The organism is Peteryoungia aggregata LMG 23059 (assembly GCF_030814435.1).
GTDB lineage: Bacteria > Pseudomonadota > Alphaproteobacteria > Rhizobiales > Rhizobiaceae > Allorhizobium > Allorhizobium aggregatum.
This window is the reverse complement of sequence record NZ_JAUSUW010000002.1, coordinates 217,446-230,694: the sequence shown is the minus strand read 5'-3', so window position 1 is coordinate 230,694 and position 13,249 is coordinate 217,446. Positions and strand designations below refer to the sequence as shown.

The 13,249-nt window shown below is 59.4% G+C and carries 16 protein-coding genes; all 16 read left to right on the top strand.

The window, feature by feature from the left end:
* Positions 1-181 precede the first annotated feature (181 nt).
* The 16 genes from rem (at position 182) to folD (ending at position 13,226) form a co-directional block, all read left to right on the top strand.
* The gene (gene rem, locus J2045_RS04000; RefSeq protein ID WP_166600675.1) at positions 182-853 is read left to right on the top strand and encodes a transcriptional activator Rem; all 672 of its coding nucleotides are present in this window, start codon (positions 182-184) and stop codon (positions 851-853) included.
* A 125-nt stretch (positions 854-978) separates the two neighbouring features.
* Complete coding sequence (locus J2045_RS03995; protein WP_307369655.1) at positions 979-2,187, top strand: flagellar hook protein FlgE; 1,209 nt, start codon at positions 979-981, stop codon at positions 2,185-2,187.
* Between the two features lie 21 nt (positions 2,188-2,208).
* Positions 2,209-3,663 (top strand): flagellar hook-associated protein FlgK, encoded by a 1,455-nt coding sequence (gene flgK, locus J2045_RS03990; protein ID WP_307369653.1) that lies wholly within the window; start codon positions 2,209-2,211, stop codon positions 3,661-3,663.
* 6 nt (positions 3,664-3,669) lie between these two features.
* A complete protein-coding gene (locus tag J2045_RS03985; RefSeq protein WP_307369651.1) occupies positions 3,670-4,731 on the top strand; it encodes a flagellar hook-associated family protein in 1,062 nt (353 codons plus the stop codon).
* A gap of 36 nt (positions 4,732-4,767) precedes the next feature.
* Complete coding sequence (gene flaF, locus J2045_RS03980) at positions 4,768-5,115, top strand: flagellar biosynthesis regulator FlaF (protein WP_307369648.1); 348 nt, start codon at positions 4,768-4,770, stop codon at positions 5,113-5,115.
* Positions 5,112-5,561, top strand: coding sequence for a flagellar biosynthesis repressor FlbT (flbT, locus tag J2045_RS03975; RefSeq protein ID WP_166600679.1), 450 nt, complete (start codon positions 5,112-5,114; stop codon positions 5,559-5,561). Before flaF ends, flbT begins: the two co-directional genes overlap by 4 nt.
* Positions 5,552-6,022, top strand: a complete 471-nt coding sequence (flgD, locus tag J2045_RS03970; protein ID WP_307369644.1) for a flagellar hook assembly protein FlgD — start codon at positions 5,552-5,554, stop codon at positions 6,020-6,022. Before flbT ends, flgD begins: the two co-directional genes overlap by 10 nt.
* Before the next feature lie 59 nt (positions 6,023-6,081).
* Positions 6,082-6,348: a flagellar biosynthetic protein FliQ gene (locus J2045_RS03965; protein ID WP_166600681.1), complete on the top strand. Its 267-nt coding sequence runs from the start codon at positions 6,082-6,084 to the stop codon at positions 6,346-6,348.
* A 117-nt stretch (positions 6,349-6,465) separates the two neighbouring features.
* On the top strand, positions 6,466-8,553 hold the full coding sequence (gene flhA, locus J2045_RS03960) for a flagellar biosynthesis protein FlhA (RefSeq protein WP_307369640.1): 2,088 nt from the start codon (positions 6,466-6,468) through the stop codon (positions 8,551-8,553).
* On the top strand, positions 8,550-9,299 hold the full coding sequence (fliR, locus tag J2045_RS03955) for a flagellar biosynthetic protein FliR (protein ID WP_307369638.1): 750 nt from the start codon (positions 8,550-8,552) through the stop codon (positions 9,297-9,299). Before flhA ends, fliR begins: the two co-directional genes overlap by 4 nt.
* 67 nt (positions 9,300-9,366) lie before the next feature.
* On the top strand, positions 9,367-9,720 hold the full coding sequence (locus J2045_RS03950) for a hypothetical protein (RefSeq protein ID WP_205911169.1): 354 nt from the start codon (positions 9,367-9,369) through the stop codon (positions 9,718-9,720).
* 33 nt (positions 9,721-9,753) lie between these two features.
* A complete protein-coding gene (locus tag J2045_RS03945) occupies positions 9,754-10,308 on the top strand; it encodes a rod-binding protein (RefSeq protein ID WP_307369635.1) in 555 nt (184 codons plus the stop codon).
* 29 nt (positions 10,309-10,337) lie between these two features.
* Entirely contained in the window at positions 10,338-10,703 is a 366-nt protein-coding gene (locus tag J2045_RS03940) for a hypothetical protein (protein ID WP_112240379.1), read from the top strand.
* Positions 10,703-11,242, top strand: a complete 540-nt coding sequence (locus J2045_RS03935; protein ID WP_166600686.1) for a flagellar basal body-associated FliL family protein — start codon at positions 10,703-10,705, stop codon at positions 11,240-11,242. Before J2045_RS03940 ends, J2045_RS03935 begins: the two co-directional genes overlap by 1 nt.
* A 137-nt stretch (positions 11,243-11,379) precedes the next feature.
* Entirely contained in the window at positions 11,380-12,204 is an 825-nt protein-coding gene (locus J2045_RS03930) for a WecB/TagA/CpsF family glycosyltransferase (RefSeq protein ID WP_307369633.1), read from the top strand.
* Between the two features lie 122 nt (positions 12,205-12,326).
* Positions 12,327-13,226, top strand: a complete 900-nt coding sequence (gene folD, locus J2045_RS03925) for a bifunctional methylenetetrahydrofolate dehydrogenase/methenyltetrahydrofolate cyclohydrolase FolD (RefSeq protein WP_166600688.1) — start codon at positions 12,327-12,329, stop codon at positions 13,224-13,226.
* Positions 13,227-13,249 lie beyond the last annotated feature (23 nt).

The following is a 13,249-nucleotide window of genomic DNA, read 5'->3' as shown; positions in this document are numbered from 1 at the left end:
TTAACTTTTCCACTAAAAACTTGTGTCGAGCTTGCGCTGTACCCACTATATATAGATCAAATCGGCACCAATTGGTTAATCAACCGTTAATTACTGTGGTTAATTTCTCCTAGTTGTCCCTGAATCCCCCGATTCGTACGCATTGTCTATCGAAACACCACACTGATTCGGAGGCGGACGAATGATCGTAGTGGTTGATGAGCGCGAGCTCGTTAAGGACGGATACACATCACTATTTGGGCGCGAGGGAATTCCTTCGACGGGTTTCGACCCGCGGGAATTCGGCGAATGGGTCCATACGGCGGCCGATTCCGATATTGCGGCGGTCGAGGCATTCCTGATCGGACAGGGTGAGACGACCCTCGAACTGCCGCGGGCGATCCGCGACAGGACGCAGGCACCGGTGATCGCTGTCAGCGATCAGCCTTCACTTGAGGCGACCCTGGCACTGTTTGATTGCGGCGTCGACGATGTCGTGCGCAAGCCGGTTCATCCCCGGGAGATCCTGGCGCGAGCGGCGGCCATCCGTCGTCGTCTGAAGGCGATTACCAATTTCACCGAGATCGGCCCGATCAAGGTCTTCTCCGACGGTCGCGATCCCGAGATCGCCGGCGACGTCTTTCCATTGCCGCGCCGTGAGCGCCGTATCCTGGAATACTTGGTCGCCAACCGTGGCCGCCGTGTCTCCAAGACCCAGATCTTCAATGCGATCTACGGCATCTTCGACGAGGAAGTCGAAGAGAACGTCGTTGAAAGCCATATCTCCAAGCTGCGCAAGAAGTTGCGCAAGAAGCTCGGTTTCGATCCCGTCGATTCCAAGCGCTTCCTCGGCTACTGCATCGACTGGAGCTGATCGCTCCGGCCGGCCTCGTGCGGCTGCGGCTCTCCCGCATTGATCTGGAGAGCCGCCATGCCAGACAGCTTCACGCAAGGCCCACCTCATACTCTCCCATTTGACTACGAAACGAGGATTTTGACATGAGCCTTTACGGAACGATGCGCACGGGTGTCTCCGGCATGAACGCCCAGTCGAACCGGCTGAGCACTGTCGCCGACAACATCGCCAACTCCACAACGGTTGGCTACAAGAAGGCCTCGGTGCAATTTTCATCCATGATTTTGCCAACGACCAACGGCGCCTACAATTCCGGCGGCGTCGAGACGGATGTTCGTTACTCGATTTCGAGTCAGGGCACCTTCAGCTACACGACGTCCGAGACCGACCTTGCCATCAACGGCGACGGCTTCTTCATCGTCAAGGGCACGGATGGCACGCCCTACATGACCCGTGCAGGCTCATTCGTCCTGCAGGAAGATGGCACGCTGAAGAACACTGCCGGTTACACGCTGCAGGGTTACGAATACGATTCGACCGCTGACCCGACCATCGTCGTCAACGGCTTCGATGGCCTTGAAGACGTCGATCTGTCCGGCTCCGGCATCTCGGCAGTCGCATCGACAACCGGAACACTGAACGTCAACCTGCCCAATGGCGAAGCCAACGGCTTCGTCCAGACAACCTCTCTGAAGGTCTTCGACAGCCAGGGCTCCAGCCGCCTGATCGAATTCACCTACACGAAGGTTGCGGACAACGAGTGGACGGTGGAAGCGACGGGCCCGGGCACGCCGGCAACCGTGTTGGCGCCCACGACCCTGTTCTTCGACACCGATGGCCAGCTCGATACGGCGCTGAGCCCGACGCCGCTTGCTTTGGCGACCTTCACCATCGATGGCGCGGAAGTTCCTGCCATTTCGCTGGAGATCGGTGACACGACGCAGCTTGCCTCGCCTTTCTCGGTTGAAGAAGGCAAGGTCGACGGCAATGCGGCCTCGAAGGTCAAGGGCTATGAGATCGACGAGAAGGGCATCGTCTCTATCGCTTACGAGAATGGTGACCTGGTACCGAAGTTCCGCGTGGCCCTGGCCAGCGTCCAGAGCCCCGACAATCTCAATCCGGTGGCCGGCAACCTCTACACCCAGTCCAATGATTCGGGCGTCGTTATTCTCGGCTACGCCGGGTCCAGTGGCTTTGGTTCGATCATCTCCGGCGCGCTCGAAGATTCCAACGTCGATATCGCCGAAGAACTGACCGCCATGATCGAATCCCAGCGGAATTACACCGCGAACTCCAAGGTATTCCAGACCGGCTCCGAATTGATGGAAGTCCTGGTCAACCTGAAGAGATAATCGAAAGAGTAGGTTAGTCCTATGTCGCTTGCATCGTCGCTCAACACGGCAAATTCGATATTCCGCAACACGTCGCAACAGACTTCCGTGCTGTCCACGAATATCGCCAATGACGGCAATGAGAATTATGTCCGTCGCCAGGCCGTTGTGGTTCAGACCATCTACGGCGCCTCGACGGTGCAGAACGAGCGATCTCAGCAGATGGCCCTGCTGCGGCAGATGTCTTCATCGACATCGCAGCAGGGCGCTCAGTCGACGCTCCTGGAAGGACTGACGACGCTCTCCGATGCCCTCGGCGGCAACGAGTATCAGCTGTCTCCATCCTCCTATCTCGCCAACCTCCAGAGCAGCCTGCAGTCGTTTGCGGCGCTCCCGGGCGAGTATGCATTGGCCTCGACGGTTGTTACGGATGCAATCGACGTTGCGAACTCGCTGAACAATGCGACAGCGACGACCCAGGAAGTCCGTGAGGATGCCGATGCGCAGATCTTCGAGGAGGTGCAGAGGCTGAACAAGCTTCTCGCCGAGTTCAAGATCGTCAACGACACCGTGGTTCGTCAGACCGCGACTGGCGGGAATGCTGACGACTACCTCGATCGTCGCGACACCCTGCTCAAGGAAATTTCCGAGATTGTTGGCGTTTCCGTGAACATGCGCGAAAACAGCGACATGGTCCTCTACACCTCAGACGGCACGACACTGTTCGAGACCGATCCGCGAGAGGTCACGTTCGTCCGCACATTTACCTATGACTCGACGGTCAGCGGCAACGCGATCTTCATCGATGGGACTGCGGTTCGCGCCGGCGTCGGCGGCAACACGGACGGGCAGGGATCGCTCGCCGCCCTGGTCCAGCTGCGTGATGTCGTAGCTCCGACCTTCCAGACCCAGCTCGACGAAATTGCTCGCGGCCTCATTGAAGCCTTTCAGGAAACCGATGCGGGCGGCGCGAACGAGCTCCCCGGCCTGTTTACCTGGCCCGGTGGCACGGTACCCCCGACAGGAACAGTTCAGCCCGGTCTCGCGGCCCTCATCCAGGTCAACCCTGCCGTCCGCTCCGATGCCAGCGGCGATCCGATGCTCATTCGCGACGGTGGCATCAACGGTGCCGCCTACGTCAAGAACACGGCCGCCTCATCCGGCTTTACCGATCTCATCAACAGCTATGTCGATGAACTCGCTGCCAACAGAAGCTTCTCTGCAGATGCCGATCTGAAGACCGATGCAAGCGTCCTCTCCTTCGCCAGCAACTCGATTGGTTGGCTTGAGGAACTGCGGTCGAATGCAACGACGGCGAACGAAAACAAGCAGGCGCTCTACGAGCGCACCTTCCAGACCTATTCGGCGAAGACGGCAGTCAGTCTCGACGAGGAACTTTCTCTGCTGCTCGATGTGGAGCAGTCCTACAAGGCCGCGGCAAAGCTCGTCTCTACGGTGGACGATATGCTGAAGGCCGTTCTCGAAATGGCTGGGTAATCCCTAATGTCGACCGCGAGCGTTTCCAACCTGTCGATCCAGACATCGATGCGCCTGACAATCCGCCAGGCGCAGAATGAGCTCCTGAAGGCGCAGCAAGAGGTCAGCACCGGCTTTTTTGCGGACGTCGGCGCGGAACTCGGCAGCAAGACCTCGACGGTGGTCGACCTCAATCGGGAGAGCCAGCGGCTCAATTCGATGATCAGCAACAACTCGATCGCGACGCAGCGCCTGTCTGCTTCACAAGAGGCGCTGAAACAGGTTGCAACGGCTGCCGAGGAGATGAACAACGCTCTGATCACCATCTCGGGTTCGTCGAATAGCGACACGATCAACACCACGGTGATGACCGTGAACAATTCGCTGTCGACGATGACCAGCATGGCCAATCAGTCGGCCAACGGCGAGTTTCTGTTCGCCGGCATCAACACCGATGTGCAGCCGCTGAATGAATACACCGATACGTCGCCGGCAAAACTCAGCTTCGATGCGGCCTTCACTGGCTATTTCGGCTTCGCGCCGACGGATACAGCGAACACGGCCACGATTGCGGCGACCGGGGTGCCGAGCATGGAGGATTTCATCTCCTCGGTACTCGAGCCGATGTACACCGGCCCCGACTGGAGCACGGATTGGTCGAACGCCACTGACGAGGCGATGACCAGTCGCATCACACAGTCCGAAACGGTGCAGACCTCGGCGTCGGCCAACGAGGACGGCTTCCGTTACTTCGCGCTGGCGTCGATCGTCACCAAGGAGCTTCTCACCATCGGGGCGCCGGCAAACGCCGTCACCGTCGCGATCAATTCGGCCATCGACTACACCGGCCGCGCCATCACCGGCATCAATGCGACCCGTTCGGAACTTGGACTTTCCGAGAACCGGATCGACAAGGCGGATGCCTCGCTCAAGGTTCAGGTGGATATAATAGAAACCAGCCTGTCGAGCAAAATTGAAGTAGATGCGTACGAAGCCTCGACTCGCGTTAACTCTCTGCTTTCCATGGTGGAAGCATCTTACACGCTGACCTCGCGTATCCAGGGCTTGAGCCTTGTCAACTACCTTTGATGAGCAAAGGGTGAAATGAAATTGAAGGGCAACTGAATGTACCAGTTCTCATATGCCGAAATCATGGAGGATGGCGTCGCTGACGCCAAGGAGCGCGAACGGCAGGCCCTTGACCGTTGCATCCAGCTCCTGAGCGCGGCTCGGGACAAGAAGGGTTACTCCCGCGAGGCGATCGAGGCCTTGTTCTATACCCGCCGGGTCTGGGTCCGGCTGATCGAAGATCTGCAAAACCCTGAAAACCAGTTGGGCGAGGAAATCCGCGCCAATCTGATTTCCATCGCCATCTGGATTTTGAAAGAGTGTGACCGGATCCGCAAACGCGAGTCGGAAAACTTCCAGGGCATAATCGACGTGACAACCATCATCAGGGATGGACTTAAATGAAGAGCACTTTGCGCATTTCGCTCAAGTCGGGCGAACGTATTTTCATCAATGGAGCGGTTCTGCGCGTCGACCGCAAGGTTGCCCTCGAGTTCCTGAACGATGTGACTTTCCTGCTCGAAAATCACGTGCTGCAGCCGGAGCAGGCCACGACCCCGCTGCGTCAGCTGTACTTCATCGCCCAGATGATGCTGATCAACCCGGATGGCAAGGACCAGTCGCTGGCGATGTTCCGCAAGTCGGTCATCATGCTTCTGTCCTGCTTCGAGAACGAGGAAATCCTTGCCGAACTGAAGCGGATCGATGGAATGGTGTCTTCCGGACGCGCCTTTGATGCACTCAAGGCCATTCGCCAGCTCTACCCGATCGAGGACCGCATCCTGAACAATCAGGAAATGGCCCCGGCCACGATCGAGCAGATTCGCAAGGAGATTGCCCCATGGCGGTAGACGGTACCTCGGCAACGACATCCGCGACGAGTGCGGCTACGACGACGAAGACCACGACCTCGACAAGCAGCACCTCCAGCCAGGCGGCCGCCAAGGCCTCCCTCGACTACGACAGCTTCCTGACCCTCCTCATCGCCCAGATGAAGAACCAGGATCCGACGGAGCCGATGGACGCGACGGAGCAGATCGCGCAGCTCGCGACATTCTCCCAGGTCGAGCAGTCGATCCAGACGAACTCGAATCTTGAGACCCTGATTACCGGCAACGCGCTGACCAACGCGTCGTCCTACATCGGCAAGACCATCACCAGTGCCGATGAAAAGACTTCCGGCGTCATCGCCTCTGTTCGCGTCTACAGTGACACCATGGTCGCCACCACGACCGAAGGCAAGGATATCCCCATCACGGTGGGTGTCCGCGTCGGAACAAAGCCCACAACCGACACGACGACCGGCTCGTGACATGCTAGGCCTTTCGGAGTGGGCGGCATGATTCGCCACTCCGAAAAGGATACCGTCTCATGAATGAGGCAGATGCCCTCGATATTTTGCAGGCCGCGATCTGGACGATCATCGTGGCGTCTGGCCCTGCGGTCGCTGCCGGCATGATCGTCGGCGTCGTCATTGCCCTGATCCAGGCCTTGACCCAGGTCCAGGAAATGACCCTGACCTTCGTGCCGAAGATCCTGGCGATCATGATCACCATCGGCATTTCTGCTCCCTTTGTCGGGGCCCAGATCAATCTATTTGCCACGCTCGTATTTTCACGGGTCGAATCCGGCTTCTGACGGCGCCGTCCCGTTGGCGCGGCTGACATCCTCGCGCAAGCTTCATCCTCTATCTCTCCGAGGCAGACTGCCGGAAGCGTGCTTCCGGATGACTTCTCATGAAGAGATGGACTGGACATGGCGCAACCCCCTGCACTGGTAATTCCAAAGGCAAGCCCGAACGGACGCGACATCGGCTTCGCGATCGGGATCGTGATGATCCTGTGCATCCTGTTCCTGCCAATCCCGCCATTTTTGATCGACGTCGGTCTGGCCTTCTCGATAGCGCTTTCCGTTCTGATCCTGATGGTCGCGCTCTGGATCCAGCGACCTCTTGATTTCTCGTCTTTTCCGACGATCCTGCTGATCGCAACGATGATCCGCCTGTCGCTGAACATCGCGACGACGCGCGTTATCCTCACCCATGGTCACGAGGGCCACGACGCCGCTGGCGGCGTCATCGCAGGCTTCTCGAACCTCGTGATGGGCGGCGACTTCGTCATCGGTCTGATCGTCTTCCTGATCCTGATCACGGTCAATTTCATTGTCATCACCAAGGGCGCCACCCGTATCGCGGAAGTCGGCGCCCGCTTCACCCTCGATGCCATCCCCGGCAAGCAGATGTCGATCGACGCCGACCTGTCAGCGGGCATCATCGACGAGAAAGAAGCGCAGCACAGGCGCCGTGAACTGGAGCAGGAAAGCTCCTTCTTCGGTGCCATGGACGGTGCCTCCAAGTTCGTTCGCGGCGATGCGATCGCCGGCCTGATCATCACTGCCATCAACGTGGTCGGCGGCATCATCATCGGTTACTTCCGCCACGGCATGGAACTCGGCGAAGCCGCCGACGTCTTCGTCAAGCTCTCCGTCGGCGACGGTATCGTCTCGCAGGTTCCGGCCCTGATCGTTTCGCTCGCTGCCGGCCTTCTGGTCTCTCGTGGCGGCACTCCTGGCTCTACGGACCAGGCCGTGGTCAATCAGCTGAGCGGCTATCCTCGCGCGCTCTCCGTGGCGGCTGGCCTGATGGGCGCCCTGGCGATTGTGCCCGGGCTGCCGTTCATTCCGTTCGTCGCCCTTGGTGGTCTGATGGCCTTCGGTGCCTGGTTCATCCCGCGCCAACTCGAGGCCGAAAATCAGATCAAGCGCGAACAGGAAGAAAAGAAGGTCATCCAGAACAAGGAGGCCGAGAAGGATTCGGTCAAGTCTGTTCTCAAGACCTCCGAGATCGAACTGGCGCTTGGCAAGCTCGTCTCCACCCGCCTTCTCGGGGCCCATCAGGAACTCGCCTTCCGCGTTGGCAAGATGCGCAAGAAGTTCGCCAGCCAGTACGGTTTCGTCGTGCCTGAGATCAAGGTCACCGACGATATCGCGATCCCGGAAAAGGCCTATCAGATCCGTATCCACGGCACGACGGTCGCATCGAACAACCTGCGCGTCGGTGAAGTTCTGGTCGTGACAGGTTCGGGCCGCAAGCCAAACGTACCAGGCGACGAGATCCGCGAACCGGCTTTCGGCATGCCGGCGGTCTCGGTCCTCGAAACCTTCACCGAGGAACTCAAGCGCGAAGGCTTCCACCCCATCGACAACGTCTCCGTGGTTCTCACCCATGTGAGCGAAGTCATCCGAAACAACCTGCCGCAGCTCCTGTCCTACAAGGACGTCAAGGTGCTGATCGATCGTCTCGATCCGGAATACAAGAAGCTGGCGGACGAGATCTGCTCGTCGCACATGTCTTATTCTGGCCTGCAGGCGGTATTGAAGCTCCTCCTTGCCGAACGCGTCTCGATCCGCAACCTGCACCTCATTCTCGAAGCGGTCGCCGAACTTGCACCCCATGTGCGCAAGACTGAACAGATCGTCGAGCATGTCCGTGTGCGAATGGCCCAGCAGCTGTGTGGCGACCTGACCGACAATGGTGTGCTGCGTGTCCTGCGCCTCGGCTCCAAGTGGGACCTCGTCTTCCACCAGGCGCTGAAGCGCGACGCCAAGGGCGAAATCGTCGAGTTCGACATTGATCCGCGCAGCCTCGAGGAGTTTTCCGAGCAGGCGAGCCAGGTTATCCGTGAATTCATGGACCGGGGACTGCCCTTCGTTCTTGTCACGTCGCCGGAAACGCGGTCCTATGTGCGCATGATCATTGAACGACTCTTTGCCACCTTGCCGGTTCTGTCACATGTCGAACTCGCCAAGGGCATCGAGATCAAGATTCTGGGCTCCATCTCATGATTGCTGACCCGCAGGGGACCGTGCTGGTACTGTTTGCGATCTTCTGTCGCATCGGCGCCTGCATCATGACCCTGCCGGGTTTCTCATCGGCCCGCATCTCGATGACCATACGGTTCTTCCTGGCCTTTGCCGTGTCGATGGCCATGACCCCGCTGCTTTTCGATACGATCTATCCACGTGTCTCCGCTGCTGGAAGCTCGCTGGTGGTGGTGATCGTCGCGGAACTCTTGATCGGAATCATGTACGGCCTGGTGCCCCGCTTCTACGTGCTCGGGCTCCAGTTCACCGGCTCGGCCATTTCCATGGCCATAGGCCTCAACACCCCCGGGGCCTCGGATGTCCTCGAAGACACACCCGACAACCAGATGACGAGCCTCATCTCCTTTGCCGGTCTGCTCGTCCTGTTCATGCTGGATTTCCACCACGTCGTGTTTCGCGCTCTGGTCGATTCCTATACGGTGATGCCGCTGGGCGGCATGCCCGACAGCCAGAAGATGCTGATCACCCTGACCGATACGCTGTCGCAGACCTTCATGATCATGTTGCGTCTGGCCAGCCCGTTCCTGATCTTCGGTCTGATGTTCAACTTCGCGGTTGGCCTGGTGAACAAGCTCGCCCCGCAGGTGCCCGTCTTTTACATCTCGACGCCGTATCTGCTGCTGGGTGGCCTGTTGCTGGTTTATTTCACCATTGGTGCCATGGTGATGCAGTTCGGCCAGTATTTCCCGATGATCTTCAATTTCTGACGAGGGTGCCGTGGGACCGCAGAAGAAATCAGACAAGCTGAAACGACTCGTGGCGGTACAGCGTCACATGGAGCGGATGGCCGAGAGCGATCTGGGCATCACCGCGCAGCGAATCGAGGAAAATGCCCGCTCGATGGAGACGGTAATGGAGGCCATCGGCTCGCTTGATCCCCTGCATCGCCTGTTCGCCCAGAACTACGCCGACCGCTTTGACCGGCTGTCCAACACGGACAAGCAGTTGCACGGTTTGCAGCAGGTGCAGGAAATGAAGCTGATGCGCGAGCGCGCCAAGGGTGACCGCCTGGAAGACAACATGAAGGAAGCACGTGACCACGAGGAGCGCCAGCGTGACGACGATGCGATCTATGACCTGATCGACATGCAGTTCGCCGCACCAGCCTCCAGCAAGGTTCAGGAGTGATAGTCGCCTCGAACAATAATCGAGGATGTCACCGTGGCCATTTCTCCTCCGAGCGATCTGGTGCTGGACGTGATCCGTGCCGCAGATCCGGCGCAGGTTGCCGCTGCCCAGGAACAGATGAAGACCAACCGCGCCAACTTCATGGCCACCAGTCTCGCCGAGAAGGGTGCAGGCTTTGGCGCGACTGTCGATATTCTCAATCGCACGGCCAATGCGGCTCGCATTGAGGCGACAGCAGAGACGGTCGAAGACGCCGGGAAGCCACCGAAGGTCTATCGCGACTTCGAGGCCGTCTATCTCACCAATTTCGTCCAGAGCATGTTGCCGGATGAGAGTGAGGAAATCTACGGCAAGGGCAATGCAGGCGAGATGTGGAAGAGCATGATGGCGGAACAGCTTGGCTCGACACTGGCCGAATCCGGCGGCGTCGGCATTGCTCAGCAGATGTATGAGGAAGCCCTCCAGCGTGTCCGCGGTGAAGACGGCATCAACGTCGCCACCGACGAGTCGGACCGCGGTCTTGCGATGAGCTGGGTGACCGACCTCGAGCGCCGCACGCTGGGTGCCGGTGTAGACGAGAAGAATTGATCGATTTTCGAACCATAGGGCAGAATTTCATGGAAGTTGTTTCGAGCGAATACCGCGTGAAGACGGTTCTCAGCCGGCTGGAACGCATCATCGACAATGAGAACGAACGGATCGGCAAGGACCCGGAATTCGACTTCAAGGTCTCCAACGCCCACAAGAGCCGTTGCCTTTACGAATTGACGATGCTGTTCCGCGACACCGACCCCCGCGAATTCGCCGTCAACTACGTCGAGCAGCTGCATGTCCTCAAGGAAAAGCTCGCGCTCAATGCACGTCGTGTCGAAGCGCATCTATCGGCCGTGCGCGCCGTTGCCGATCTCTTGAAGAATGCTGTCCGCGATGCCGATGGTGACGGCACCTATTCTCAGGAACAGTTCCAGTTCAGCGAGTTCTGATGGGCAAGATACTCGGAATCGGCCTTTGGGTCTGCATCGTCACGCTGGGGGCCGTCTATGGCTCGATCTACCTGGCGACAGCCCCGGCCGGCCCGAGCGAGGAAGAGACCAAGAAGGCCGCGCTCGAACTGGTGCGTGGTGAGCCGATCACCATCCCTGTGCTTGGGGGCGGTGACGTGTCGGGCTACTTTCTGGCGCGCATCTCCTTCATGATGGACAAGGAAAAGGTCAAGGGCCAGGCCTTGCCGACGACCGAACTGATGACCGACCAGCTGTTTACGCTGCTTGTCGGCAACAAGATGGTCGATATCGCCAACGTCTCCAGCTTCGACGTCAATGCCTTCCGGGAAAAGATCAAGACCGAGATGAACACGCGTCTCGGCGAGGGCATGATCGACCAGGTCCTGATCGAGCAGCTCGACTACGTGTCGAAGGAATCGGCCCGCAAGGCGGCAGCCGGCGGCTCGGCTCCGATGGAGAAGACGACGGTCGTCGAGGGTGAACAGGTCGAGGAAAAGCCAGCCTCCTCAGGACACTGAGCAGGCTATCGACCGTCGCCCATCCGTCATTCTGGTAAACGAATGATGGATGGCGCGATGAAAATCCGAAGGCCGCTCTTCACCTGAATTTCAGCTGTGGCTGATAGTCTCCGGGAGATCGATCCTCGGGACCAGCCATGCCATCTTCCTCGTCTTCAGCCTTGAAACTTTCGGCCGACGCATCTCCGGGCGGTGCCGACCAGCCACCTGTGCCTGTGCTGCCGATCCTCGGCATGCCGGTGCATGATCTTGGCTGGAACCAGGCGCTCGCACTGCTCGAGGAGAAGTTGGTATCCCGCACGGGCTTTACCCATATCGCCTTCCTCAACGCGAACAATGCCAATGTGATGGTGCAGGATCCTGCCTATCGCGACGTTCTCAGCCGTTGCCTCGTCTTACCTGATGGAATTGGCGTCGACATCGCCGCGAAGTTTCTCCATGGCGGTCGCTTCACGGCCAATCTCAATGGCACCGACTTTGTTCCGGCGGCCCTGACCTTCATCTCCAGGCCGCTGCGTATCGGTCTGCTGGGGGCTACCTCCGACGTCCTGCAAGCCGCCGCCCAAAATTTTCGCCGGCATACGCCATGGCACGAGTTCGTGGAGATTTCCGACGGTTACTTCGATCGTGCCGACCCGGCTCTTATTCTGAAGCGCATCGAGGCGGCTCGTATCGATCTTCTTCTCGTCGCCATGGGCACGCCGCTGCAGGAGAAATGGGTCGACCGTCACCTGACGTCGGATCACGCCCGCGTCGTGGTCAGCGTGGGCGCGTTGCTCGATTTCGTCTCCGGTCGCGTCGCGCGGGCTCCCGGCTGGGTCCGCCGGCTCCGCTCCGAATGGCTTTTCCGTCTCTGGCTCGAACCTTCGCGTCTTTGGCGACGATACGTTCTGGGCATTCCCGTCTTCCTCATCCATGTCCTGCGTCACCGTCTGCTCCACCCGCACGCGCCGTCAGCCTGACCGTCTCGGCCAATTCCTGCCTTGCAATATGCCGCAATTTGACAGCATAGGACGGGGACAGGCAAACAGTGCCTCTGTGTTGGCGCTAGCCTGCGGCGAGTTGAAGACGGGGATAAAGCACAGTGACCACGGTAATCGACGGAAAGGCAGCCGCCGCTTCGGTGATAGAAGCGGTAACCTCAGCGGCGACGACGCTGGAAACATCGGGACATCGCAAGCCCGGTCTGGCGGTTGTTATCGTCGGCGATGATCCGGCGAGCCATGCCTATGTCGGCGCCAAGAGCCGCATGGCCAAGCAATGCGGCTTCAACTCCATCCAGCACACGCTGCCTGAGGATACATCTCAAGCCGATCTGATGACGCTGGTCGCCTCACTGAACGCGGATCCGCAGGTTGATGGCATTCTCGTGCAGCTTCCGCTTCCGAAGCATCTCGATAGCGATCCGGTGATCCAGTCGATCCTGCCGGAGAAGGATGTCGACGGTCTGCACATCGTCAATGCCGGCAAGCTGGCGACCGGCGACCTGAAGACCGGACTTCTGTCCTGCACGCCGGCCGGCGCCATGATCCTGGTGCGCCAGATCCACGGCAATGATCTCTCGGGCCTGAATGCCCTGGTCATCGGCCGCTCCAACCTCTTCGGCAAGCCGATGGCGCAGCTCCTTCTCAATGCAAACGCCACCGTCACGATCGGCCATTCGCGAAGCCGCGATCTGCCCGAACTCGCCCGTCAGGCCGACATCCTGGTCGCAGCCGTCGGCCGCGCGGAAATGGTCAAGGCCGACTGGTTGAAGCCGGGTGCGACCGTCATTGATGTCGGCATCAACCGCGTGGCGGCACCCGAAAAGGGTGAGGGGAAGTTCAAGCTGGTCGGCGACGTCGCCTTTGCTGAGTGCAAGCCGGTGGCCAAGGCCATCTCGCCGGTTCCGGGCGGTGTCGGGCCGATGACCATCGCCATGCTGATGGCCAACACCGTGATCGCTGCCCATCGTCGGGCGGGTGTCGCAGCTCCGCGTTTCTGACGGGGTCTTCCGCGCGGCGCCGG

Excerpts from the sequence above, each read along its gene's own strand:
- J2045_RS03940 (WP_112240379.1), top strand. The coding sequence starts at position 10,338 with ATGGAAGTTGTTTCGAGCGAATACCGCGTGAAGACGGTTCTCAGCCGG.
- J2045_RS03930 (WP_307369633.1), top strand. The coding sequence starts at position 11,380 with ATGCCATCTTCCTCGTCTTCAGCCTTGAAACTTTCGGCCGACGCATCT.
- J2045_RS03995 (WP_307369655.1), top strand. The coding sequence starts at position 979 with ATGAGCCTTTACGGAACGATGCGCACGGGTGTCTCCGGCATGAACGCC.
- J2045_RS03985 (WP_307369651.1), top strand. The coding sequence starts at position 3,670 with ATGTCGACCGCGAGCGTTTCCAACCTGTCGATCCAGACATCGATGCGC.
- flbT (WP_166600679.1), top strand. The coding sequence starts at position 5,112 with ATGAAGAGCACTTTGCGCATTTCGCTCAAGTCGGGCGAACGTATTTTC.
- flgD (WP_307369644.1), top strand. The coding sequence starts at position 5,552 with ATGGCGGTAGACGGTACCTCGGCAACGACATCCGCGACGAGTGCGGCT.
- rem (WP_166600675.1), top strand. The coding sequence starts at position 182 with ATGATCGTAGTGGTTGATGAGCGCGAGCTCGTTAAGGACGGATACACA.
- J2045_RS03935 (WP_166600686.1), top strand. The coding sequence starts at position 10,703 with ATGGGCAAGATACTCGGAATCGGCCTTTGGGTCTGCATCGTCACGCTG.
- flgK (WP_307369653.1), top strand. The coding sequence starts at position 2,209 with ATGTCGCTTGCATCGTCGCTCAACACGGCAAATTCGATATTCCGCAAC.
- J2045_RS03950 (WP_205911169.1), top strand. The coding sequence starts at position 9,367 with ATGGAGCGGATGGCCGAGAGCGATCTGGGCATCACCGCGCAGCGAATC.
- flaF (WP_307369648.1), top strand. The coding sequence starts at position 4,768 with ATGTACCAGTTCTCATATGCCGAAATCATGGAGGATGGCGTCGCTGAC.
- J2045_RS03965 (WP_166600681.1), top strand. The coding sequence starts at position 6,082 with ATGAATGAGGCAGATGCCCTCGATATTTTGCAGGCCGCGATCTGGACG.
- fliR (WP_307369638.1), top strand. The coding sequence starts at position 8,550 with ATGATTGCTGACCCGCAGGGGACCGTGCTGGTACTGTTTGCGATCTTC.
- flhA (WP_307369640.1), top strand. The coding sequence starts at position 6,466 with ATGGCGCAACCCCCTGCACTGGTAATTCCAAAGGCAAGCCCGAACGGA.